Genomic DNA, 22370 nt, shown 5'->3' on the forward strand with positions numbered 1-22370 from the left:
GGGCGATCTGCTGGGCAGGTCTCAGGAATTGGCGATTTCTTGTTCGTGTTCCATCTGGATCCGCCGCAATGTCGGGTGATCCGCTATCCCATTTTTAGGGCACACCATATGGTGGGGAAGCAACACTTCATGCAGGAAGTCTTCCTCGGCTTGCGTGGCTCTCAATCCTGGGGCGACGTAATATCGTGCGAACAGCGGTAGCGTGCGGGGCGCATATTGCTTGAGGTCGAAGGCCCACCAGCGCCGTTTGGCGGTGCTGATCATGATGATTGGAATCCCGCACCAGTCGCACCGTTTTTTCTCCGGCTTGCGAAATGGGAATTCCTTGTTCGGATCTCCTTGGCCTATGGTTCGTGGCTGAGCCATTGGATACTGTCACCCTTCCCGAGAATGCATGTCAATCGGTGCTTGTGTTGCCGACAAGCCTACAATGAGCCACATTGAAAAAATAGGTGGACAGCAACGACGTCGATCCTAAACAGCAAACAGATGGATTTTGCTATGGTTTTGATTGGGGCGCAGGGAGGCTGATACAGCTGATGAGAGATCGCAACCCCGTCAGGGACATACCTGGCGGGGTTGTTGCGATTAACCGCGTAATTCAAGACATGCGCCAGTCCAGCTTCAACGCGTCAATGCAGTAATTGAACCGTTGGAAAGGAACGACCATGGCTATTAAAACCAAGTACAGCATCAAGTTCACTTGCGGGCATTCCCAAGTGACCGATCTGGGCACAGTTCCTGCTGGCAAACGCGAGAGCCGCGCCAAGTGGTACGCGAAGAACCGTGTGTGCGGTAAGTGCTTCAAAGCCCAAGGCGTGGCAGAACTGGCCAAGGACAACGCCCAGATCTTGGCCGAAGCTGAGGTATTCGAGCAAGAGAACGACTTGCCTGAATTGACGGGGTCTGAGAAACAGGTTCCCTGGGCCACCCAGATCCGTTACAGGATGCTCTCGGATGGGTTGGAAAACATTGGAGAGCAGTCGCCTGAGGCTGGCAACCTGTGGGCGGCAGCAAAGACCATCATTCGCTCCGGGTGGTGGATTGACTACAAAGACGTTGACCCTGACGAAGTGTATGAAGTCGTGACTACCGGCGCGGTGGCGGCCAAGGAGTCGGCGGAAACCCGTGTTGAAACAGAGAATCCCTTCTAGCCATGGATGAGGAAACAGTCATGGATGACATCACGATCTATGGGCGTTCTGAATGCCCTCACTGCGACCAGGCGAAATCGTACTATGACCGCCAGGGCATCGCTTATCGGTACGTGGATCTGGATAAGAACCCTCAGGCGCGGGCGCGGCTGGAAAAGGACGGCTACCAGCAGATCCCCGTGGTGAAGACCCTCGATGATTCCTGGCAGGGATCCCGTCCGGACAAACTCATCGCTTCAGCCATGGCCCACAGGTCCAGGGAACAGCAACAGGTTCAGGCAACCATGACCGGACCTGCACGGGGCCCAGAACCTCGACCCCAGAGATGATCTAGTCCGTCGCCTCAGGGCAGCCCACCAGATTTGGTGGGCTGCCCTTCGTCTTGCCAGGTTTCATCGCTCGCTCGACATACATCAAAGCCGCTCCGTCGCGTCAAGGAGTTAGCAGATCAAGCGAAAGGGGCCAAGTGCCATGACTTTGGAAACTGAGACTCAGTTGTATTCCGTATCGGTCGAACCATTGGAATTCCGTGTTCGTGCGCCGTACGGCACGTCGATCACCCACACCACCTGGAAGAGTGTTTTGCGGACACTGCGCAAGCAGCGCAGCGCCATGCCGCAGCAAGTCGTCCACGCGGTGATGGATCCGGATTTTGAACGGTGGGCGATTGATGGATGGATGATCAATGCGCAGGCCGCCGAAGGTTCCACGCAGGACGTGCTGCTGCCCTTGGAAAACCGGTTGAAGTCCAGCGATGTAGAGAATGCCTTCACCGTCTCGGTGACTGCCTGGCAGCTGCAGCTGGGGGAGCGGAGCACCACGTACAAGAAGTTCACCGATGTCCTGGACGCAGCCAAGGACTTCTATTCCACGAACCATGAGGATGACGAGCCAGGGCGGCTGGTGATGGATTCTGGATTCATCGGGATCGATCGGGTGGAATTTGCCGGACCGGAACGTCCGGAACCCGTCGTTGAGCATTCCGTGACTGAACCAGCCGGTGAACAGCCCGCAGAGGTTCCCGCTGCAGAGCAGATGCAAGCAAGCTCTGACGCATCAACAGCGTTGGCGCAGGTTGAAGAGGCGCCGGCAGATCCAGGCCTTGAAGTGCAGGAGAACGAGAATCTGGCGGTTGCCTTCGCTACTCGGATGGAAGCGCGAAAACAAGCCACTGCTCCAGCGTGCAAGGGTTTTCCTGGCTGGATGAATCGCGTCTTCCACACCAAGCTTGCTCCTGGCGAAAAAGAGCAGTTCATTCGTGAACTGCATGCGTTGGTGCAGCGTTCGTTGAGCGAGCACAGGACGATTGCCCTGGGCAATATCAAAGGTGGCGCCGCGAAAAGCACGATTGTCTACCTGCTGTGCGCGATCCTGGGGCGTTTCAGGGGCGGCAACATCTTACTCTGGGACAACAACGAAAACGCTGGAAACATTGTGGACCGGGCCATCGTTCCGCCACAAGCCGACATCAAGACCACGATTGACCTGTATCGGGAAATCGACAAGTTCGAGAACGCCGAACTTTCGCACCTGCTCAAGCGCTACGTGCTCATGCAGGGCGATAACCGTTTCTACCTGCTGCCGTCGCAGAACCAGGCTGGTTCCAAGAAGGTTATTGACGGTCCGGCCTTCAACAGCATGTATCAGATTCTGCGCCGCTTCTATGACCTGATGGTGGTGGACACCGGCAATGCATCGAATTCCGGGCCGTGGGAAGCGAGCATGAATGCCAGCGACCTGACCGTCATTGCCTCATCGAACGCCGAAGACGGTTTCCGCGGTTCCTTGAAGACCATCGAGGCCCTGAAAAAGGATTACCCTGACAAGCTGGCGAACGCTGTGGTGGTCTTCTCCGAGATCATCGAGACAAAATACTCCAATTTGACCACCCAGGAGTTCGTGGACCAGATCAAGGATGACGTGCGCGAGGTCGTGGTGATCCCGTTCGACAAGGAACTGGTGCATGGCGGAAAGATCACCTTCGATGCCTTGGAGCAGAAGACCCAGGAAGCGTATCTGCGCGCAGCTGCAGCGGTGCTGGGCGGGCTGAACTGATGAAAGGCGCAGCGGCCGCTCTGACTGGATTCGCGGTGGTCATGCTAATTGTGGGCGGTATTGCCCTCAGTTCGGTGTTCATGGCTTCAGGCAAGCCTCCGGATAAGGAAGACTCGCAGCAGATTTCGTGTACTGAAGGGGCGGGACTGAACGAGATCCCGGGCGAGTACCGGGACTTCGTGATCAAGGCGTCCGAGCATTCCGGGATCCCGGTCCCGATTCTGGTTGCGCAGATTGATTCTGAATCCAATTGGAACCCGAAAGCCCGGTCTCCCTATGCCAACGGAATTTCACAGTTCACCCCGGACACGTGGGCGGCCTGGGGCAATAGCGGGGACGTGTGGAACCCGGAGCATGCCATTGCCGCCCAAGGCCGCTACATGAAGCATTTGAAGGACTTCGTCAGTTCCAAGGGGCTGCAGGGCAACACCGTGGATCTGGCACTGGCAGCCTATAACGCTGGCCCAGGCAATGTATCGAAGCATGGCGGGATCCCACCGTTCGTTGAAACGCAGAAATACGTCAAGAAGATCAACCGGCTGGCCCAGACCAAATACAACGCGGAATGCAAGGTCCTGGACCAGGACGACATCGAACTGGTGGACTTCAAGAAATCAGGGAAGTGGAAAAGCCCTCTTCCTGGTGGCCAGTTCACCTCGGGCTATGGCGAGCGACCATGCCCCACTTCGAGCTGCAATTACGATACCCGCCACCACCAGGGCATCGACCTGTCCACCGGTGGCGGTGGAAAAGTCAGCGCCCCGGCTGACATGGAAGTGACCTTTGCAGGCAATGGGGACTACTGGTCCCGCTGGTATGGGACCTGGATCCTGGGCAGGCAAATCGGCGATGAAGGATTCGTCTTCGAATTCCATCACTGCCAGCATGGTTCGCTGAAGGTCAAGAAGGGGCAGAAAGTTGCCGCCGGGACGCAGCTGTGCGTCGAAGGAAATACTGGCAACTCGGCCGGCGCCCATCTGCATTTCCAGCTGGGCAAGCCTGGAACTGATCCGAGCCAGCCGACGCGCCGAAACACTGTGGATCCGAAACCGATTCTGATTGCCAAGGGAGTGCTGTAAATGAATGGATCACGGACCAGGACGAAAGCCCGCGCGCAGCTCGTCCTCATTGCCCTAGCCATTTTGGCGATGATCGCTGGAACCAGTTGGGCAGTGGTCAGCTCGAACCAGGCGAAGCACAAGGCTGCACAGGAACAGCCGGCCAAAGAAGAATCAGCCAACGAACCTACAAGCAGTCCAGCAGACGGCGAAGAGGAAGCTTTGAAATATGCCGTCGATGTTTCAGATGTGGACAGGACGAATCGGGATGCTGTGGCGAAGCGTGCTGTGGAGATCATGACGACCTGGTACCCGGGCACGGATTACAACGAGACCAGGGCAGAGCAGCGCGCTGCAGGGCTGATGAGTCTTGAGAAAGCCAAGTCGATCACTGCCCCAGAGAGGCCGGCCACTGGAGAAGACTGGCGTCGCTGGGGCGAGCTGGACGGGTATTCAAAGCCGACAGTGAAGATTCGCGAGCCTTTGCACGGAGCTGAAAGCGACAGCGACGACCAGGAAGTCGTCAATGTTGAAGCCATCGCCATATGGCAGTGGGCCGCCAGGGGCAAGAATTCGGTGGTGTCCGATGAGCAGTTGATCTATTACCTGGCCATGGCAGATTCACCGGAGAACGGGTGGGAAGTCCTGGACTACATGGTTGAGAGCATCCCCTACTAGGCAGCAGCAGAACCATGCTGCGATTATCCAAGCCATCAGATTGCAGTACGGATAGCTGATAGCTACTGAATCCTGCTATGAGAAGGGCAAGAACAATGACAAATCAAGCACCTGAGAACTTTGTCTTGGCGCAGGAGCAGCAGGCTCATGTTAGGGAACATGCGTCGGTAGCTAGTACGGCGTTGAGGGTGGCGAGAGCCAATCTTGAAGAACTGCAATGCGGGACAGAATTTGTGGGGACGCAATTGGCCCGAGAGCTATTTGATGATGCCCATCCCGACGACGTTATTGAGTTCGACGCTCAATGCGCGCTGCTGCCTGGACATGATGGTGAGCATTCGCATGAAGATTCTCCTGAGGAATACCTTTCGGAAGAGTATCTGAAGCGGAAAGCCTCGTTCAATGAAGCGTTAAGCGCATGGTGGGAAGCCGACGAACGCCTAGTCGATGCTGAAGACTCTCTCATTGCAGAGTCTTGTCAGGCACCTGGCGTCTGGTGTGCGTTATGGAAGGGCCACGACGGGGAGCACGAAGAGCCGGAAGTATTGAGTATCGCGTTCTAGGGCCGTATCTGGCACAGAAAGGGCAGTTCATGAAAACCATCAGAATCATATTCACCATCTGCGCAGTTTTGGCCGCGATTACCGGCTATATCTGGACCGCAGGTTATCTCCTGATGCGTTCGGCTTCAGAATCTCAAATATTGGTGCCTGCCATAGTCTTCACCGTGCTTGTCGGGGGACTGATGGTTCTAGTCCTGTCCATCATCGCGCATGTGGCTCTTGGCTCCGGGCTTCGGAGCATTGCGCATGCCACAGCATTTAGTCTCCAGAACTGGAGAATGACCAGAAGTGAGCGAGATTATGAAAACAATGACTGAACGAGAGCTCGACGCATCTCTGGCGTGGCTTAGCCGCATCAACGGGTTCACCGATGAGTATCTTGCCCAATGGTCGAGGGATCAGTGGCGTGCATGGGCCATCTCCATGAGGGCCGGCGGAAGAGGATTGCCGCATCCGATTCTTCCTGGCTGGATGAATGACTACTTACCTGAATATTGGGGAAAGGACTGGACCAATGGGCCGGAAATGGCTCACCTGTGGTCAACTGATGCTAATTGGTTTGGCCTGGCACAGTCCCACGATGACTTTGAAGCAGTGATCAACGAGTGCGTTGATTCGGCTAATCCAAGCTTGGATTCGATTCGGGATGCTTGGAATCATGCCCACGAGCTCGAAGGAATGCGGCCGCTGTTGAATCTCGACCTCGTTCCCGGTAAGCCTGGAGGCGTGCCGGTCCGGGGGATGATTCGGGGGTTTTATGTGGTGGGCCAGTTTAGTCCGAAGCAACGCGAGCTGTTTGCGGCCCTGGTTCCTGAAACGCCGGCGAAAGACAATTCGTGGACTGAGGAAACACCGTTGGGCTTGTTAGAAGTAGCTGAGATGGATGTGCAGCACGAGCTGGTTTGGTTGTTGTCTGATCCTGCGAAGCCGTTGGAAATGATCGCTTTTGAGTGGTTCTAATGCTAGAGAGATGATTACGGCTGCAGGGAAATGAGCGCCTGAAGAATCAGCCCTGCTGATCCTTCCGATTTGCCCGACGGAACTCGGAAATATAGTGGACTTTTTTCTCCACTACAGTTTTGTGCCCGGAAATAGCTTTTCCCCTAGCCCAAGCGGTTCCAAGTGAAGACAGCGCTTCCGGCAAATGACGGGCTGGATAGCTGACCTTTGCCGATTCTCCTGGTCCAAGTTGAAGGGGGAAAACGGAGTCATCTGGGCTTTTGTCCAGCCAAGACATCGTGTCCCCGTTGTCTAGTTCCAATTCGAGGGCATTGATATGCGTCGTTGCTGCACGGCTTGCATTTGTCACTGTAAGCCATACCAGGTTGGAGCTTTCCTTCAGTCGTCCGCTACTGTCCAACGGGTGGTCACAAATCGTTGAAACTTTGAGCTGCAGACGATCCCCGAAGCGGAAATATATGGTAATAAATACAGACAGTACCGAGACCACGAGGGCTGCAATCGCAATAAAAGTAGATGCACCGCTGCTGACTAATTGAACTTTGATCGGATCGGCTGCCAACATGGGATTCACTTTCTCCGGCAGTCTGTAGTGACGCCTGTTGTCTGATTTCGGACCTCGGAATGGTTCTGACTGAATTATTGGCGCTTTTCCGGTGTCGTCCAGGACACGGGAATACGGGCATGTACCAGGGAACCCGATTCGGCAGCGTAATCGATGTCTACTTCGTTCTCAGTGATTCTCAGATGGTCGCCACCAACGAACACGAGCTCACCTTGTTGCTGCACGGTTTGGAGCCAGATTGCGGTTCCGTCTTCGTGTGGATCAAAAGTCATATTCCAGAACGACTGTCCATCAATATCGAAGGAAATGTAGCCATCTGGTCCCGCGACGCACTGGAGTGTTCCATCAGCTGGTTTGGCTTCTGCCAGGATCACGTCGTAATCGGGGCTTAACGCCAGTTGGCAGCCTTTCTGAAGCAGCAGATGAGTCAATGCGGCGACCCGTTCCTTTCCGAGCTCGCGGAAAGTCAGATTAGTGGTCGAAGTGGCGTTCAGAACGGGATAGTACTTGGTCCCGAACGCAGTTTGCTCAGCTAAGAGCTGCCTCGATCCAGCCGTAGTTATTTCTTCAGGCATCTCCAGCCCTTCGACTTCAACGAGCCGTACTTCCGGTTCTGCGCAAGCCCGGTGGCAGATGAAGGATTCGTACTTGCGGTACAGGTCTTCACTGAAATTCGGGCCTTGCAGGACATCCACGATTATCGAAAGCGCTGCACCCTTTACCAATGGATTCTCGCAAGATGCGCATTTAGTGGCTCGGGATGCTGATTGCTGAACGTAGGCAGCGGTATCGGCACCTTTGAATCGCTCTAGCTTGTCGTCCCAATGGATGTTATTAGTAATTCGCAATGGTACTACCTCCGGAAACGTAGGGTTGTGCGTTGTTGTTCTGTTCCATGCTATCGACTAATAATTGTCAGCTGTCATGATCTGTCCTCAAAAGTTGCCCTGCATGGTAACGATTCGATAGAGAAACCTCGGCGGACAACTACAAAGATTTGATAATAGGTAGGATCAAGTTATTCGAAAGTGTATGTCAAATTATGGGTCTGCCTCTTCAAGGGGTTGGGATTTGTCTATTTCGGTAGCTCGCTTTTCCAGTTTCGTTCTAATGAGGGAGAAATCCGTGAGAAAGATGTTAGCTTTCCTGACCGGTCTTGCTTTGCTTTGCGGCACGGCTTTGGTTGGTGCTCCAGCCATGGCCACTCAGAGCCCGGCAAATGCAGGGGAAGAGAATTCGGCAGCACAACTAGTCGGGGAACCCGAGAGCTTTGTCATTTTTGGTGAACAACCGGAGATAAAAGCGGGGAAAGTTTCTCGTGCTGACGTCGAGCAGTCTTTCAAGGCTCAAAATCAGAAGTCGGCAATTGAGGTGGCCAGCCCGGCCCGGGCCGCCCTTGCATGGGATGTCTATTCTTCATGGAAAGACAACAAAGCGAAAACCACTGCTATTCGCTGGGGAAGCTCAACTTGGGGTTGGCGGCACGTGCAAAAGCACAACGTGTCCTTGAAGATGATTCAGAAGACTACCAAATTCCCCAAAACTCGTACTGTGGACGGCAACAGAATCATCTACACGACACCAGCCAATAAATATACCTGCTGGCTTGGGTTTGCCTGCAAGATTGACAAGTCCGCCACCGTGCTTGTCCTGGTAGCAAACCAGCGTGCCGGCGATGGGAAGCATAAAGGCGTAATCACTGCATATTGCACCGGTACGAAAGTTTGCCCTAATTGGGTTCGAGAGGTTGCATAATACCGTTATGAAAGAAATTGATGATGCAGACCTCATACGACTAGTGGTCGATAGGTTTCGAGAACCTGGCCGAGTAAACATGGTGGGACCTTGCGCGGCTGAGATCGATGGCTCAGAGCTCATCATCAGATATCCCGGTGTCGAACGTGACACTGGCAAGTTCAAATCCGTGGTGACATTGCCAGATCACATCGGAGATGAAATCTGGAACGAATACGTTGACGAAAGCAGCGATATTTCCTACTGGGTGGAATGGGCCGTCTTCGGCCCGGTCGAGGAAGCTTATATGACCGGCGAGCTCGATGCTCCTGCTGACAGCGACGGTTATGTTCTTCTCCCGATCAGATAAAGCCACTACGTTCTTCGCCAGGATATGAAACAGAGGCGGGGCCCCCGCCGGGGGGGGGGGCCGGGGGGGGGGGGGGGGGGTGGTGTTTTTTTTGTTGTTTTTTTTGGTTTTGGGGGGTGTTTTTTTGTGTTTGTGGGGGACCGGTGGGCCCGGGTGCCCTGGATTGGGGGATCGCGGAGGCTGCGTGCTGTTGCTGTCCCAGGCGGAGCGTTCCCGGGGTTGTGGGGTGCTGGCAGGCTTGTTGCGGTCTGCTAGGTACTTGGATTCCAGTTCCGATAGCCTGTCGCCCTCCGTTTGGCTCTGAGACGCGGCAGCCGGCGGTTGCTGCTGGTTGAAACCGTACCGGTTGTTGGCCGCGTCCAGCGCAGCATTGACGGTTTCGCTGGCCGGTTGTGCTTTGATGGCCTGGTAGTCCGCTTCCATGCGTGCTCCAGCGGTCTGCTGGGGTCCGTAGTTGGGGTTCGGCGTGCGTTCTAGTTTCACGTCGTTGAATTTCAGGCTGGCTGCGACTTCGTAGGCGTAGAGCCGGTGATTGATGCCGTTGTTGCCGTTGGCATCGAGGTAGGGCTCTATGGTGTAGTTTCCGATGGCGGTGATCCTGTCGCCTCGGATAACGGATTTCAGGATGTGCTCTCCAAGCTGCTTGTCGCGGATCGCTACGTCGTAGAAGACTTTTTCGCCGTCCTGCCATGCACCACGCACTAATTCTCTAATGGTTATTGGCAGGTCTGGGACCCGCTGGCAGGATAGGTGCCACCAGCCACGATGTGACTCACACTAATTCTGTCCTTAGAGTATTCTGAGTGACTTTAGCCTGACGTGTCCGTCGTAGCTGGTGACACCAGCCCGGCCCCTTGACATGGCTTCATAGAAGGCCGTCCGCACCCCACCGGGTGCGTGACTCATTAGAGAATCGCCTGCCAAGAACTCTTTCCCGGACCGGTGCCAACCATAACGGCTACCAACCGATGAAGGAGGCGAAACCGTCATGACCATCGTTGCAGAAACATACGACTACGTCATCGGAATCGACACCCACGCACGAACCCACACCTACGCCATAATCAACACCCGCACCGGGAGCAGAGAAGCCTGCCAGGCCTTTCCGACCAGCCCTGCCGGCATGAACAGGACCTTGGCTTGGATCACCAAACGCACTACCGGCACCCTGCCTGCTGGCCGCAGTGGAAGGAACCCGGTCTTACGGGGCCACCATCACCCATGCCCTGACCATGGCTGGGTTCCCCGTGGTCGAGGTCAAACCACCACGTAAACAGGCCCGTGCCAGGGTGGGCAAGACCGACGAGATCGACGCCACCGCGCTGCCATGGGCATTCTTTATCAGGACACCGAGCGTCTGCTTACGCCCCGCGCCGAAGGCACGCGCTCAGCGTTGAACGTACTGGTTGCCAGCCGCGAACGCATCGACGCTGAACGCACCCGGAACCGCAATGCCCTGACGGCTCTGGCACGAGAAATCGACCTCGGTGTTGATGTGCGTAAAGCACTCACTGACATGCAGGTCAAACAGATCAGCGCCTGGCGTGAGCACCCCACCGATTCGGTAGCGCAACGCTACGCGAGGGCTGAGGCCAGTCGCTTGGCCACGGCGGTGCTTGACGCCGACAAGCTACTGGCCGCAAACAAGACACAAATGGCTGAATTGGATGAGCAGATGGCCCCCGGGCTGGCCGCCGAGTTCGGGTACGGGCCGGTGACTGTTGCGTGGATCCTGATCGCTTACTCGCACACAGGCAGAGTACATTCTGAAGCGGCATTCGCGTCTATGGCTGGGGTCGCTCCGTTGCAGGCATCCTCCGGGAACACGGTACGGCACCGGCTTAATCGGCATGGTGACAGGATGCTGAATCAAGCGGTGGACGTCATTGCCAAGGTACGGATGCAGTTCGATCCTCAGACCAAGGACTACGTGGAGAAACGCAAGGCTGAGGGGCTGAGCTACCGGGAAATCAAACGGGTGCTGAAACGGTACATCGTTCGGAAAGTTTTTCGTCGGCTACGCGTGCTGGTCCCTTGACAGAACCCATAGAAGGGTCACGCTGCTGTTCGGCCAAACGGATCTTGGTCCACGTATTCTCCCCGGATCCCATGAGGCTGGGGTCGGTGGCGAGATTACCGGTGACGAGCTTAGATCCCATCTTGATTGGCTCTCATCGCGAGTAGGGCGAGGAGGCCGATTGGTGGAGCGAGGAACAGCAGCAGAACCATCAGGCGCCTGCTTTCTTTTTGGCGCCATCCTGGCACTGGAGGGGACCCTGTCACTTCGATCTTGAAAGTCCTAGGGGATTCGGCCCAGGTGGGGATTCAGGCGGGTTCCTGGCGGTAGAAACCGGGCTTGTGATTGCCGGCGTTGGGGTGGCCGGTTGTCTGGACCTTCCACACGGAAGCTTCGGTTCAGTCTCGGATGCTGCCGATTTGATTAGCCATGATGTCCTCCAGTAATTGATGCCGGCTTCTCCGAACGGATAATCCACATCATCCAAGTGGCTGAAGGATCAGTAATATAAGTCTGACTTGCTTGTATGCGTGAACTGTTGGTGTCGTCCGCAAACGGATAATCGAAGGGTTACTGGTTCAAGTCCAGTTGGAGGAGCCAAGAAAAAACTTCCCAGTTACTTAGGTAGCTGGGAAGTTTTTTTATTTCCCCGACCCTAAAGTCAACTGGGTATTTCGACTGAAATAAGTGGCTCTTCGATTTTTAGCGTGGTGACCCCAAAATAAGTAAGGCTCGCAGTCCTCTGCGAAGATGGATGTCGACTAAAACTATTCATCTGCAAGGAACTACGAGCCGTGATCAAGGATACCGGGTCAATCGACCCTGCGTCGATTCTGTTGAACCTCACCGACTACCGCGTCATCACCGTGACCCAAGCACCTGTCGGACGGCAGGTACTTGTTGAGCCCGCCGCCACCGAAGCGGCATGTCCTTCCTGCGGGGTGCTAACCACTAGGATCCAGGCAAGGCCAATACACCGGGTGAAAGACGTGCCAGTAGGCGGCACAGACCTGCAAGTCATGGTGCGCAAACGACGGATGGCCTGCCAAGAAACTGGCTGCTCACGGCGTTCCTTCGTGCAAACCACCGAACAGCTACCCTTCCGGGCCAGGATCACCACACGACTTTCCCAACAACTCGTGGACGAGATGAGTAGTGAGTTACGTGCTGTTTCTCGGGTCGCGGCGGCGCATGGGGTGTCTTGGCCTACGGTCATGACCCGACTTAACAGTGTTGGTGAACTCGTCGGGGACGTGAACCGCATGTTCATCCGCCGACTAGGCATCGATGAACACCGATTCCGCAAAGTCCGCTACGCCCGAGGTCGGAGGGGAAAAGTCGTTCGCATTGAGCCATGGTCGATTGTGTTTACGGACCTGGATACCGGCAAGATCCTGGACATCGTGGACGGACAGCCGCGAAGCGGCGAGTGAAGAAGTGGTTCAAATCCAGGCCAAGGTATTGGCGTCAACGCGTCCAATACGTTGCTATCGACATGTCATCAGAGTTTCGTAAAGCGGTGCGAGAGAATCTGCCGAGGGCGAAGATCAGCGTGGATCATTTCCATGTGATCCAGCGTGCGAATCTGATGATTACTCAGGTGCGCCGACGCAGGTCCCACGAAGTCTTTGACCGTCGCGGCCGGGTGTCTGATCCGGCGTATAAGTATCGGAAATTATTGACCTGCAACCTGGAGAACCTATCCATCAAGCAAGTGGAACGGTTGAAGTTGATCCTGGAATCCGATCCTGAACTGGGTGTGATTTACGGGATTAAAGAACACGTCAGGCAGTTGTTGAATGCCACGGATGTCCATGAGTTCCAGGCCCGGTGGGCGGTGGTGGAGAAATCCGTGAAGGCCACGAAAATGGTGGAAGCGAAGTCCTTATTCCGCACGCTCACGGCTTGGCGAAGGGAACTGTTGGTGTTCGTGCGTACGAGGTTGACCAACGCTAGGAGTGAGGCGGCGAATCTGACGGCGAAGAACCTGAAACGTATTGGTCGAGGGTACCGGAATCATGATCATTACCGGGTGCGGATACTCTTGTATACGGCGGGGCTACGGCCGTGCTGAGCATCCTGCGCCACGCTTAACTTTTAAGAGCCAAATAAGTCTGATGGGCGGATCTCCTATAACCTCAGGTGATAAGACGATAGACTTTCGAATCGTTAACAGTTACACCCTAAGCATGAGATTGAGCTATGGGTTTTACGCCTGAAGACTGAGTCGTTGAAGGTAGCCGGAATGTTAGCGTGAGTTATACCGGTTGCCGCGCGATCGAGAATATGGAGAAACCATGACTGAAGCTGAATCGATGCAAGCTGACGAAAGCCTGAAGTCGAGCGTCAAAAGTGCAAAGTCGCAGGTTGATGGACTTAAGGAGCTTGTTCCCCAACAGCTCTCCGACGAAGTCAAGCTCGCCACCACGGTACTCAAGGGCAAAGGAATCAGGCTCGGCACCGCCGCAGCGCTCGCGGGTGCCGCGTTGCTCTTGGTATTGCTTTTTGTGATCGCTGTAGTCGTGACCTTGGTAAATGTTCTGGCTATCTGGTTGCCCGGTTGGGCCGCCGCTTTGATCATTGCAGGATTCTTCCTCCTGGTCGCCGCTATTTTGGGATTGGTCGGATACGCCAAGATCAAGAAGGCTCTACCTTTGAAGCCGGAAGCAGCAATCCGTGGCCTGCGTCATGACTTCGGTGTGCTCAAGGACGGTAGTGGATTTGACGTTTCTACCCTCGATGAGCCGCTAAAGAAGAAGTCTGAAGAAGACGATGACAAGGACAAGAAGAAGGAACCAAAGCCGCCAGCACCAAGTGCTGACGAACTGATCCTTCGTACCCGTCGTCGTCGTCGCCAGATCCAGGCTTTGCGCGACAACCTAGGCGAGAGCGTTCAGGCGCCTCTGGCCAAGATCGATAAAGTACGTACCTTTACGCAGAATGCTGGAGATCGAGTTTCCGGTGCTGCTGCTAAGGCTCGTGGATTTGTCCGCCCTTCGTCTTCGGCTTCCGAAGATCAATCGGAGGCTGACAGAGTCAGCGGTAAACGCGCAGAGCAAGCACGCCCCTATGTAGTGATGGCTGGTTCAACGTTGGCACTCGGGGCTGTAATCCGCGCTTTATTCAAGCGCTCCTAAGTTTTCTGCTGACGGGGCGGTGCGACAGCGCCAGGGCGAAGAGGACCGCCCCGTCATGTACAAAAAATTTGGGCTAGAAAGGCACTGACATGGTTTGGATCGCTATTGCAGCGGCACTATGGAGTGCCTTTTGTCTTGCCTTTGGGGCTCACTTCCAGTCCAAAGCGGTACGTGAATCCGTGGATGGTCTGGAACTGACCCTAAGGAATGCAGGAAACCTCGCCAGCAACAAAGGCTGGATGGGTGGGCTGCTCTTGATGATTCTGGGCATGGCTCTGAATGTTTTTGCCTTGGCCAGCGCCCCACTTACCGTGGTGCAGCCAATTGGTGCTATCGCTCTTGTGGTCACAGCGGTGGTTAATGCCAAAGAAACTGACATCTCCATGAACCGGCCAACGGTGCTGGCGATCATCAGCTGCATGATCGGTTCCGTCGGCTTTGTGCTGCTGGCAGTTACCGCAACCAACAGCAATCACGCAGTGACCGAAGAACAGTCACATTTGATTGAAATGATCCTGGCCGGCGTAGTTGCCATCGTGGGATTGGCCACGATCTTGTTCCACCGCAAGCTGGTAGCGATCTTCTTTATCGTTGGTGCAGGCGTGCTGTTTGGGTTTGTTGCGGTACTGGTTCGAACCATTGCCATCGCCGTGCTGGGTATCGGAAACAGTAGCTTCCTGCAGCTTCCTTGGATCGCTGGAATCGCAGTGGTGGTCGCCGGGCTCCTCGGATCATTTTTTGTGCAGAAGGCCTACTCAAAGGGGCCTCCGGAGCTTGTGATCGCGGGGCTGACCGTCATTGACCCGATTATTGGTATCGCCATCGGAGCGAGCATCTTGGGTGAATTGCGTCCCGATGTTCCACTTCTAGTCACCGTGTTGATGGTCGTGGCAGCTGGCTTTGCAATAGTCGGAGTTGTGGCTCTCTCGCGCTATCACCCAGACGTGATCGAGCGCCGAAATCAATCCGAGGCGGACAAAGAACTGCACGAGCCCAAATAGACTGAACCTACAGACTTTTCATCAACCCAAATTTCTTGTGAACGACTAAGGATGCCCGTGGCCGAGGAAAAACCACTGACCATTGTCATTGCAGCTGACACCTACCTGCCGAACGTAAACGGCGCAGCGATGTTTTGCTATCGGTTAGCCACCGAGATGCATGCCCGAGGACATCGGGTGCACGTGCTAGCTGTACGTGGTGACGATGGTAAGACTTTCACCGAAATCCGTGACGAAGCAATTGTGCATCGTCTGAAATCGCACTCGGTTCCGACCCACGAGTATTTCCGAATCGTCGCCCCCTGGGAAGTCAACAGGCAGATTGATAGGTTATTGGCCGACATCAAACCTGATGTCATTCACGCGCAGAGCCACTATATGATTGGCCAGCGTTCCGTTGGGTGGGCCAAGAAAAACAAGGTTCGCTCAGTGGCCACGAACCACTTCATGCCTGAAAATCTTGACCCTTTCCTCCCATTCCCTCAGTGGTTCAAACGCATCGTGGCGCATAACTCCTGGAAGGACATGGGCAAGATTTTTGGTCGCGCTGACGCCGTGACCACTCCAACACCTTTGGCTGCTAAAGCCATGCGCGAGCGTGCCAAGCTGATGAACGTTTTGCCTTTGTCTAATGGCATTGAGGTTGGCAACTACGAGTTGGCTCCTGGGGAACAGATCATCAAGAACGACTTCCCAACCATCCTCTTCGCTGGTCGTTTGGCTGTTGAAAAGAACATCCACGAACTAATCGAGGCGCTGCCTTTGATGACTCAGGTACCCGATGCCATCATCGAAATCGTTGGTGGTGGCGAGCAACGAGTCCACCTGGAAAAGATTGCCGATGATCTGGGAATTCGGGACCGCGTACGCTTCCTCGGACTGGTCAGCGACGAAGAACTTCGACAGGCCTACTTGCGGTGCGATGTGTTCTGTCAGCCAGGAACCGCGGAGCTTCAATCGTTGGTCACCCTCGAAGCACTCTCCGCGTCAAGGCCGGTAGTGCTGGCTAATGCCATGGCGCTGCCTCATCTAGTTGATGAAGGGGTCAATGGCTACATGTTCAAACCTGGTGATCGCCAAGATTTGGCCGACAAGCTCGACCGCATTCTGGCCCTGAGTGAAGATGAGCGGGCCAAACTTGGCCAGGCCGGACACCGTAAGGTGATGAACCACGCGCAGAGAAAGACGATGGACTCCTTCGAAGCGTTGTACCGCGGTGAAAAGGTCTCCACACACTAAGTCTTGTGTCACGACGGGGTGCGCCAAATCGGTGTTTTGGCTAGTGATGCCCTAGAATATTTCGAGTGTGCTTGCACCAATAGGTGTTGAACACATGTGGGGAGTTAGCTCAGTTGGTTAGAGCAGGGGACTCATAATCCCTTGGTCATGGGTTCAAGTCCCATACTCCCTACCAACACTGATCGCTCGGCAACTAGTTACATCTAGTTGTCGGGCGATTTTTCTTTGACCACAGTTTTGAAGCTATTCGTGAAGCGGTAAGAGGATCGACGGGCGCATATCGCGCACCAGTAATGTGGGGTCAATATATTCGCCCTCTAGCCGCACACCCCAGTGGATGCAGCGCCCAGAGCAATGGGCTCCAGTGGCTACGGTTCCCACCTGATCCCCCGCATTCACCATTGCACCGACTTTCACCGTAGCGGTCACCGGTTCGATGCTGGTCTTAAAACCGCCACCGTGGTCAATAACCACCACAGGTCGGTCAACAACGGTAGAAGCGAAAGTAACTTTCCCGCGCTGTGGTGAAGAGACCTTAGTTCCCTCGGATGCACCGAGGTCCACTCCGCGATGTCCAGGCAACCAATTTTGGGCCGGCTTATCAAAGGGCTCAAGGATCTTGGGTTCACCGGCCAGCGGCCATCGCCAACCTGCCGCGGTACTTAGCGCTGCGCGTTTGGCCAGTGATTGACTTGGCCCGGTGGACGCTGAGGCCGCGGATGAGCCGAAGGTAAGTGCAAGTACAAGCAAGAAGTAGAGACAGCGTTTAATATTCATTTATTCAGCCTGCGTGGTGCATGTCAGCAGCTGGAGGCAGTGGGGGCGAAATGTGGGTAAGTTGATGGGCTCTAGATCACTTTCCTGCGTGTGGGTGGTTGTCATCTCTGTAGTACACTTGAAACAGCAGTTTCCTGTCATAGGTGTGTCCAAAATTGGATGCAGCGGATAGGGGATTGACTTCGCGTATGAGTTTCCATGACCACTTTGGTTGTGGCCTGAGGTTCCAGTGGTCCGAGAGAATCGGTGGATCGAAGGCGAGATGCTAAGCATCTTCGGCGCTCGTACTAGGGCGGATAACCACAATGGCTATCTGCATCAACCCGAACAAACAAGAGCAGTTACCGCGGGCGCATCTGTGCCCGGTCCGCCACTGCTGAAAGGAGTTGCGACATGCCAGTCGTAACCATGCGAGAGCTGCTTGACAGCGGCGTCCACTTCGGCCACCAGACCCGTCGCTGGAACCCAAAGATGAAGCGCTTCATTTTCACCGAGCGCAACGGCATCTACATCATTGACCTGCAGCAGTCGCTGTCGTTCATCGACCGCGCTTACGAGTTCGTCAAGCAGACTGTTGCCCACGGCGGCAGCGTTCTGTTCGTCGGTACCAAGAAGCAGGCTCAGGAATCGATCGCCGAGCAGGCTAACCGCGTTGGCCAGCCATACGTGAACCAGCGTTGGCTCGGCGGTATGCTGACCAACTTCCAGACCGTCTCCAAGCGCGTTCAGCGCATGAAGGAACTGGAAGAGATCAACTTCGAGGACGTTGCTGGCTCCGGTCACACCAAGAAGGAACTTCTGCTGCTCAAGCGCGAGCTGACCAAGCTGCAGAACAACCTCGGCGGTATCCGTAACCTGACCCGCACCCCTTCGGCTATCTGGATCGTTGACACCAAGAAGGAACACTTGGCTATCGACGAAGCTCAGAAGCTGGGCATCCCAGTTGTGGCCATCTTGGACACCAACTGCGATCCAGACGAAGTTACCTACCCAATCCCAGGCAACGACGACGCTATTCGCTCCGTCAACCTGCTGACCCGCGTTGTTGCTGACGCTGTGGCCGAAGGCCTCATCGCCAAGAACAACAAGGCTGCCGGTAAGTCTGAGGGTGCTGCTGAGCCTTTGGCTGAGTGGGAGCGCGAACTGCTTGAGGGCGAAAAGGCTAAGGAAGAAACTCCTGCCGCTGAAGCTCCAGCTGAAGAAGCTCCTGTTGCAGAAGCTGCAACCGAGGCAGACGAAGCTAAGTAGTCACCTGCGTGACTCTAAGAATTTGCCTTGACACACTAGCGTGTTGATCGAGGCAAATTCGACTAAGTCTTGTGGGACGGGCCGGAAAACCGACCCGTCCCACAAGCAAATCAAACTTGAAACTCCTAGCTGAATGGGATTGCACGTGGCAAACTACACCGCTGCTGATATCAAGGCACTGCGCGAGCGCACTGGCGCCGGCATGATGGACGTTAAGAAGGCTCTGGACGAGGCTAACGGCGACGCCGAGAAGGCCATCGAGATCATTCGCGTAAAGGGCCTGAAGGGCGCTACCAAGCGCGAAGGCCGTTCGACTGCTGAAGGCTTGGTTGCTGCCAAGGTTGAAGGCACCGTCGGCGTTATGATCGAGATCAACTGCGAGACCGACTTCGTCGCAAAGAACGAGAAGTTCATCGCACTGTCCAACAAGGTTCTGGATGCCGCTGTGGCTTCCGGCGCAGCAGATGCAGAAGCACTGCTGGCTTACGAGCTGGACGGCAAGACCATCGGCGACACCGTCATCGAAGAGGGCGCAATCCTCGGCGAGAAGATCGTTGTTCGTCGTGTAGCACGCATCGAGGGTGCCAAGGTTGCAGCCTACCTGCACAAGACCAGCAAGGACCTGCCAGCTCAGGTTGGCGTTCTGCTGGCTGTGGATGCTGACAGCGAAGCTGCCGGCACCGTTGCACACGATGTTGCTGTTCACACCGCTGCATTGGCTCCAACTTTCCTTACTCGCGATGAGGTTCCAGCAGATAAGGTTGCCGATGAGCGCCGTATCGCTGACGAAACCGCTCGCGCTGAAGGCAAGCCAGAAGCTGCTTTGAGCAAGATCGTTGAAGGCCGTCTGACCGGTTTCTTCAAGGAAATCGTTCTGGTTGACCAGGCTTTCGCCAAGGATGCCAAGAAGTCAGTAGGCAAGGTCTTCGAAGAAGCTGGCACCAAGCCAGTTGCTTTCGCTCGCTTCCGCGTAGGCGCCTAAGCTTTAGCGCATTAGGCACTAGCCGCACGTTTTAAGCGAACGGCGGGCAGGGCAACCTGACCGCATCAGAGAAAAGGGAGGTGAGCACCGAGAGAAAACTCGGTGACTCGCCTCCCTTTTCTCGAGCCCGGATCTCAAGATACCTTGGGAACTGGGAAGTACTACCCCCAGCTTGATTCCGACCTCCAGGAGTAAGACAACTTATGACAACCACCCCAGAAACCAAACGTCGTCGCGTCCTGCTCAAGCTCTCCGGTGAGGTGTTTGGCGGCGGCAAGGTCGGTGTTGACCCGGACACCGTGCGTGGCGTTGCACGGCAGATCGCTGCGACCGTTGGAGAAGTTGAGGTGGCCATCGTTGTTGGCGGCGGCAACTTCTTCCGCGGCGCAGAACTTTCCGCTGCGGGCATGGACCGTTCACGTGCCGACTACATGGGCATGCTGGGCACCGTCATGAACTGCCTGGCCCTTCAGGACTTCTTGGAACAGTGCGGTGTTGAAACCCGCGTTCAGTCCGCCATCGCTATGGCTCAGGTCGCAGAGAACTACATTCCACGTCGCGCCATCCGCCACATGGAAAAGAATCGCGTGGTCATCTTCGGTGCCGGCGCTGGTCTTCCTTACTTCTCTACCGATACCGTGGCCGCTCAGCGTGCCTTGGAAGTCGACGCAGACGAGGTACTGATGGCCAAGTCGGGCGTTGACGGCGTGTACACCGCTGATCCGAAGAAGGACCCAAGCGCCAAGAAGCTGGACACGCTGACCTACAGTGAAGCCCTGCTGAACAACATCCGCGTTATGGATCAGACCGCTATGACCATGTGCCAGGACAACAAGCTAGACATGCTGGTCTTCGGCATGGAAGGCGAAGGAAATGTCGCTGCAGCCATCCGCGGTGAGCGGATCGGAACCACCGTCACCGTTTAATCGGTGAACGTGGCCTAGGATTGAAGTAGATTTATTTTCCCGTAGCGGAAACACAGATGAAGAACTTGAGGAGTACCGGTGATTGAGGAAACGCTGGCGGAGACCGCCGATAAGATGGAACGCACCATTGATGCCGCCAAGGAGGACTTCGCGACGATCCGTACCGGTCGCGCCCACCCAGGTATGTTCTCAAAGGTCATGGTTGACTACTATGGTTCGCCAACCCCACTGCAGCAGCTGGCATCCTTCGCGGTTCCAGAAGCACGCACCATCACCATCACCCCATTCGATGTGACCGCACTGCGCGAAATCGAAAAGGCTTTGGGTGACCCAGAAGTAGGCGCTAACCCTTCTTCGGACGGCAAGATGATCCGCGTGACCCTTCCGGTACTGACCGAAGAGCGTCGCAAGGAATACGTCAAGCTGGCCAAGGCCAAGGGTGAAGACGCTCGTGTTGCACTGCGTAACCACCGTCGCAAGGCTAAGGACACCATCGACAAGTTGGTCAAGGATGGCGAAATTGGCGAAGACGAGGGTACCCGTGCAGAAAAGGACCTTGACGCGCTGACCAAGAAGCACGTTGATTCAGTCGATGAGATCCTGAAGAAAAAAGAAGCCGAGCTGCTGGAAGTCTAATGCCAGGCTCGACAGAGAACACTGAGGGCAACGCTTCGGCGGTGCCCTCAGTGGCATCCGGTAATTCTCAGCCGATGTCCCGGCGAGAGGCTCGCGCACTGCGTGAGGCTCAAAGCAAGGGGCAGCAAAATGCGACCGAGGCAAACAAAGGTGCAGACCAAAAGTCGTTGGGCGTAAGCAAGTCGGAACTTCGTGTGCCGGCCCCGCCGGAAACCGACTCAGAGGATCTTGCCGAAACTGGTGAACCCGATGCTAAGGAAGCGGCAATCCCGCCCGAACTGCTCATCGGCAACCCCGAACCCAAGGTCTCACGCGCCGGCCGAAACCTGCCGGCCGCTATCGGCGTCGGGGTAGTACTGCTGGGCGTTGTGCTCGTAGGACTATTCTGGGTGGAACCGTTGCTGGTCTTTGCCGTCACCGTACTAAGCGGCATCGGCTGCTGGGAAGTGGCACGAGCAACAACTCATGCCAAAACTGCGGTGCCTCAAATACCGCTGTATCTGGCATCGATCCTGCTCCCGGTCAGCGCCATACTTGGGGGAGTAGAAGCCCTCGGGTTTAGCTTTGTTGCCTGCGTTTTGGTTGCACTGCTCTTTAGGCTGATGGAAGGTCTGAAGGGTGCGGTCGCCTCGGTGATGAGCAGTGTGTTCATCATTAGCTGGATTCCGCTGTTGCTTTCCTTCGCGCTGTTGATGCTTGACGGAGAAGACGGACAGCTGCTGATTGCTACGATCCTGCTTTTGGCCGTTGCCAATGACACCTTCGGCTACATTGTTGGTGTGCTCATTGGTAAACATCCAATGGCGCCGAAGATCTCTCCGAAGAAATCTTGGGAGGGCTTTGGCGGATCGCTAATTGGCTCAATGGCTATTGGTGCTTGCGCGATGTACTTCTGGCTGGATATGCCGTGGTGGACCGGTGTGATTCTGGCCTTATTCACCACAATCGCGGCGACCACAGGCGACTTTGCGGAGTCGATGGTCAAGCGTGAACTGGGCATTAAGGACATGAGCAACCTGCTTCCTGGGCACGGCGGAATTATGGACCGACTTGATTCGGTGCTCTTTGTTATCCCGCTGGGATACTTAATTTCGCACTTGCTTGCGTGGAGCGTAGCGGTCTTCTGATCCGAGGTTTTCGCAGCGGGAATGGTGTAATCCTTGATTGGAGAACACCTGCTGGTGTGGCCATCGGGCCAAGTATTGGTTTGAACAAATAGAATATGAGGGTATCGCCTGAGGGTGATACGCCACTGACATCTCTCTAGAGA

Annotated in this window: 22 protein-coding genes, 1 tRNA gene and 2 pseudogenes; 20 read left to right on the plus strand and 5 right to left on the minus strand. The window is 55.4% G+C overall.

Annotation, left to right across the window (positions count from 1 at the left end; all coding sequences use genetic code 11):
* Positions 1-21 precede the first annotated feature (21 nt).
* Positions 22-366, minus strand: a complete 345-nt coding sequence (locus ACT3RW_RS04555) for a DUF6083 domain-containing protein (protein WP_444612966.1) — start codon at positions 364-366, stop codon at positions 22-24.
* Between the two features lie 302 nt (positions 367-668).
* Between ACT3RW_RS04555 and ACT3RW_RS04560 the strand changes: the two genes are divergently transcribed.
* From ACT3RW_RS04560 to ACT3RW_RS04595, 8 genes are all read left to right on the plus strand, one after another.
* Positions 669-1154 (plus strand): hypothetical protein, encoded by a 486-nt coding sequence (locus ACT3RW_RS04560; RefSeq protein ID WP_444612967.1) that lies wholly within the window; start codon positions 669-671, stop codon positions 1152-1154.
* A gap of 2 nt (positions 1155-1156) precedes the next feature.
* Positions 1157-1483, plus strand: coding sequence for a glutaredoxin family protein (locus tag ACT3RW_RS04565; RefSeq protein WP_444612968.1), 327 nt, complete (start codon positions 1157-1159; stop codon positions 1481-1483).
* Between the two features lie 142 nt (positions 1484-1625).
* Positions 1626-3209 (plus strand): MinD/ParA family ATP-binding protein, encoded by a 1584-nt coding sequence (locus ACT3RW_RS04570; RefSeq protein WP_444612969.1) that lies wholly within the window; start codon positions 1626-1628, stop codon positions 3207-3209.
* The gene (locus tag ACT3RW_RS04575; RefSeq protein ID WP_444612970.1) at positions 3209-4288 is read left to right on the plus strand and encodes a peptidoglycan DD-metalloendopeptidase family protein; all 1080 of its coding nucleotides are present in this window, start codon (positions 3209-3211) and stop codon (positions 4286-4288) included. The genes ACT3RW_RS04570 and ACT3RW_RS04575 overlap by 1 nt, the downstream gene beginning before the upstream one ends.
* Positions 4289-4945, plus strand: coding sequence for a hypothetical protein (locus tag ACT3RW_RS04580; protein WP_444612971.1), 657 nt, complete (start codon positions 4289-4291; stop codon positions 4943-4945).
* A gap of 95 nt (positions 4946-5040) precedes the next feature.
* The gene (locus ACT3RW_RS04585; RefSeq protein ID WP_444612972.1) at positions 5041-5508 is read left to right on the plus strand and encodes a hypothetical protein; all 468 of its coding nucleotides are present in this window, start codon (positions 5041-5043) and stop codon (positions 5506-5508) included.
* Between the two features lie 29 nt (positions 5509-5537).
* A complete protein-coding gene (locus ACT3RW_RS04590) occupies positions 5538-5825 on the plus strand; it encodes a hypothetical protein (protein WP_444612973.1) in 288 nt (95 codons plus the stop codon).
* On the plus strand, positions 5818-6468 hold the full coding sequence (locus ACT3RW_RS04595; RefSeq protein ID WP_444612974.1) for a hypothetical protein: 651 nt from the start codon (positions 5818-5820) through the stop codon (positions 6466-6468). Before ACT3RW_RS04590 ends, ACT3RW_RS04595 begins: the two co-directional genes overlap by 8 nt.
* 46 nt (positions 6469-6514) lie before the next feature.
* Here ACT3RW_RS04595 and ACT3RW_RS04600 read toward each other — a convergent pair whose 3' ends face one another.
* Complete coding sequence (locus ACT3RW_RS04600) at positions 6515-7033, minus strand: hypothetical protein (protein WP_444612975.1); 519 nt, start codon at positions 7031-7033, stop codon at positions 6515-6517.
* A 74-nt stretch (positions 7034-7107) separates the two neighbouring features.
* On the minus strand, positions 7108-7881 hold the full coding sequence (locus tag ACT3RW_RS04605; protein WP_444612976.1) for a hypothetical protein: 774 nt from the start codon (positions 7879-7881) through the stop codon (positions 7108-7110).
* Between the two features lie 277 nt (positions 7882-8158).
* Between ACT3RW_RS04605 and ACT3RW_RS04610 the strand changes: the two genes are divergently transcribed.
* Positions 8159-8788 carry a hypothetical protein gene (locus tag ACT3RW_RS04610; RefSeq protein WP_444612977.1) on the plus strand — a complete coding sequence of 210 codons (630 nt, stop codon included), beginning with the start codon at positions 8159-8161 and terminating at the stop codon, positions 8786-8788.
* 112 nt (positions 8789-8900) lie between these two features.
* Here ACT3RW_RS04610 and ACT3RW_RS04615 read toward each other — a convergent pair whose 3' ends face one another.
* Positions 8901-9839 (minus strand): hypothetical protein, encoded by a 939-nt coding sequence (locus tag ACT3RW_RS04615; RefSeq protein ID WP_444612978.1) that lies wholly within the window; start codon positions 9837-9839, stop codon positions 8901-8903.
* 286 nt (positions 9840-10125) lie between these two features.
* On the opposite strand from ACT3RW_RS04615, the pseudogene ACT3RW_RS04620 reads away from it, so the two are divergent.
* The 6 genes and pseudogenes from ACT3RW_RS04620 to ACT3RW_RS04645 all read left to right on the plus strand — a co-directional run bounded on the left by ACT3RW_RS04620 (position 10126) and on the right by ACT3RW_RS04645 (position 16706).
* Positions 10126-11175: pseudogene (locus ACT3RW_RS04620) on the plus strand (IS110-like element ISAar41 family transposase).
* Between the two features lie 773 nt (positions 11176-11948).
* Positions 11949-13228: pseudogene (locus ACT3RW_RS04625) on the plus strand (ISL3 family transposase).
* 223 nt (positions 13229-13451) lie between these two features.
* Positions 13452-14291, plus strand: coding sequence for a phage holin family protein (locus ACT3RW_RS04630; protein ID WP_131090037.1), 840 nt, complete (start codon positions 13452-13454; stop codon positions 14289-14291).
* Between the two features lie 89 nt (positions 14292-14380).
* Positions 14381-15292 (plus strand): DMT family transporter, encoded by a 912-nt coding sequence (locus ACT3RW_RS04635; protein WP_444612979.1) that lies wholly within the window; start codon positions 14381-14383, stop codon positions 15290-15292.
* A gap of 51 nt (positions 15293-15343) precedes the next feature.
* Positions 15344-16531 carry a glycosyltransferase gene (locus tag ACT3RW_RS04640; RefSeq protein WP_444612980.1) on the plus strand — a complete coding sequence of 396 codons (1188 nt, stop codon included), beginning with the start codon at positions 15344-15346 and terminating at the stop codon, positions 16529-16531.
* A gap of 98 nt (positions 16532-16629) precedes the next feature.
* A tRNA-Ile gene (locus tag ACT3RW_RS04645) sits at positions 16630-16706 on the plus strand.
* Between the two features lie 68 nt (positions 16707-16774).
* On the opposite strand, the gene ACT3RW_RS04650 is transcribed toward ACT3RW_RS04645, so the two are convergent.
* On the minus strand, positions 16775-17308 hold the full coding sequence (locus tag ACT3RW_RS04650) for a M23 family metallopeptidase (RefSeq protein ID WP_131090034.1): 534 nt from the start codon (positions 17306-17308) through the stop codon (positions 16775-16777).
* Between the two features lie 393 nt (positions 17309-17701).
* On the opposite strand from ACT3RW_RS04650, the gene rpsB reads away from it, so the two are divergent.
* From rpsB to ACT3RW_RS04675, 5 genes are all read left to right on the plus strand, one after another.
* On the plus strand, positions 17702-18556 hold the full coding sequence (gene rpsB, locus ACT3RW_RS04655) for a 30S ribosomal protein S2 (protein WP_131090033.1): 855 nt from the start codon (positions 17702-17704) through the stop codon (positions 18554-18556).
* A gap of 145 nt (positions 18557-18701) precedes the next feature.
* Positions 18702-19538 carry a translation elongation factor Ts gene (tsf, locus tag ACT3RW_RS04660; RefSeq protein ID WP_444612981.1) on the plus strand — a complete coding sequence of 279 codons (837 nt, stop codon included), beginning with the start codon at positions 18702-18704 and terminating at the stop codon, positions 19536-19538.
* Positions 19539-19741: 203 nt separating this feature from the next.
* Entirely contained in the window at positions 19742-20464 is a 723-nt protein-coding gene (pyrH, locus tag ACT3RW_RS04665) for a UMP kinase (RefSeq protein ID WP_131090031.1), read from the plus strand.
* A gap of 78 nt (positions 20465-20542) precedes the next feature.
* Positions 20543-21100, plus strand: coding sequence for a ribosome recycling factor (frr, locus tag ACT3RW_RS04670; protein ID WP_131090030.1), 558 nt, complete (start codon positions 20543-20545; stop codon positions 21098-21100).
* Positions 21100-22227 carry a phosphatidate cytidylyltransferase gene (locus ACT3RW_RS04675; RefSeq protein ID WP_444612982.1) on the plus strand — a complete coding sequence of 376 codons (1128 nt, stop codon included), beginning with the start codon at positions 21100-21102 and terminating at the stop codon, positions 22225-22227. Before frr ends, ACT3RW_RS04675 begins: the two co-directional genes overlap by 1 nt.
* The last annotated feature ends 143 nt before the right edge of the window (positions 22228-22370 follow it).

Source organism: Glutamicibacter sp. AOP5-A2-18, from assembly GCF_052446055.1.
Classification (GTDB): domain Bacteria; phylum Actinomycetota; class Actinomycetes; order Actinomycetales; family Micrococcaceae; genus Glutamicibacter.

Excerpts from the sequence above, each read along its gene's own strand:
- ACT3RW_RS04635 (WP_444612979.1), top strand. The coding sequence starts at position 14,381 with ATGGTTTGGATCGCTATTGCAGCGGCACTATGGAGTGCCTTTTGTCTT.
- ACT3RW_RS04600 (WP_444612975.1), bottom strand. The coding sequence starts at position 7,033 with ATGTTGGCAGCCGATCCGATCAAAGTTCAATTAGTCAGCAGCGGTGCA.
- ACT3RW_RS04675 (WP_444612982.1), top strand. The coding sequence starts at position 21,100 with ATGCCAGGCTCGACAGAGAACACTGAGGGCAACGCTTCGGCGGTGCCC.
- ACT3RW_RS04570 (WP_444612969.1), top strand. The coding sequence starts at position 1,626 with ATGACTTTGGAAACTGAGACTCAGTTGTATTCCGTATCGGTCGAACCA.
- ACT3RW_RS04585 (WP_444612972.1), top strand. The coding sequence starts at position 5,041 with ATGACAAATCAAGCACCTGAGAACTTTGTCTTGGCGCAGGAGCAGCAG.
- rpsB (WP_131090033.1), top strand. The coding sequence starts at position 17,702 with ATGCCAGTCGTAACCATGCGAGAGCTGCTTGACAGCGGCGTCCACTTC.
- ACT3RW_RS04555 (WP_444612966.1), bottom strand. The coding sequence starts at position 366 with ATGGCTCAGCCACGAACCATAGGCCAAGGAGATCCGAACAAGGAATTC.
- ACT3RW_RS04640 (WP_444612980.1), top strand. The coding sequence starts at position 15,344 with ATGCCCGTGGCCGAGGAAAAACCACTGACCATTGTCATTGCAGCTGAC.
- ACT3RW_RS04650 (WP_131090034.1), bottom strand. The coding sequence starts at position 17,308 with ATGAATATTAAACGCTGTCTCTACTTCTTGCTTGTACTTGCACTTACC.
- ACT3RW_RS04630 (WP_131090037.1), top strand. The coding sequence starts at position 13,452 with ATGACTGAAGCTGAATCGATGCAAGCTGACGAAAGCCTGAAGTCGAGC.
- ACT3RW_RS04565 (WP_444612968.1), top strand. The coding sequence starts at position 1,157 with ATGGATGAGGAAACAGTCATGGATGACATCACGATCTATGGGCGTTCT.
- pyrH (WP_131090031.1), top strand. The coding sequence starts at position 19,742 with ATGACAACCACCCCAGAAACCAAACGTCGTCGCGTCCTGCTCAAGCTC.
- ACT3RW_RS04590 (WP_444612973.1), top strand. The coding sequence starts at position 5,538 with ATGAAAACCATCAGAATCATATTCACCATCTGCGCAGTTTTGGCCGCG.
- ACT3RW_RS04575 (WP_444612970.1), top strand. The coding sequence starts at position 3,209 with ATGAAAGGCGCAGCGGCCGCTCTGACTGGATTCGCGGTGGTCATGCTA.
- ACT3RW_RS04595 (WP_444612974.1), top strand. The coding sequence starts at position 5,818 with ATGACTGAACGAGAGCTCGACGCATCTCTGGCGTGGCTTAGCCGCATC.
- ACT3RW_RS04560 (WP_444612967.1), top strand. The coding sequence starts at position 669 with ATGGCTATTAAAACCAAGTACAGCATCAAGTTCACTTGCGGGCATTCC.
- ACT3RW_RS04580 (WP_444612971.1), top strand. The coding sequence starts at position 4,289 with ATGAATGGATCACGGACCAGGACGAAAGCCCGCGCGCAGCTCGTCCTC.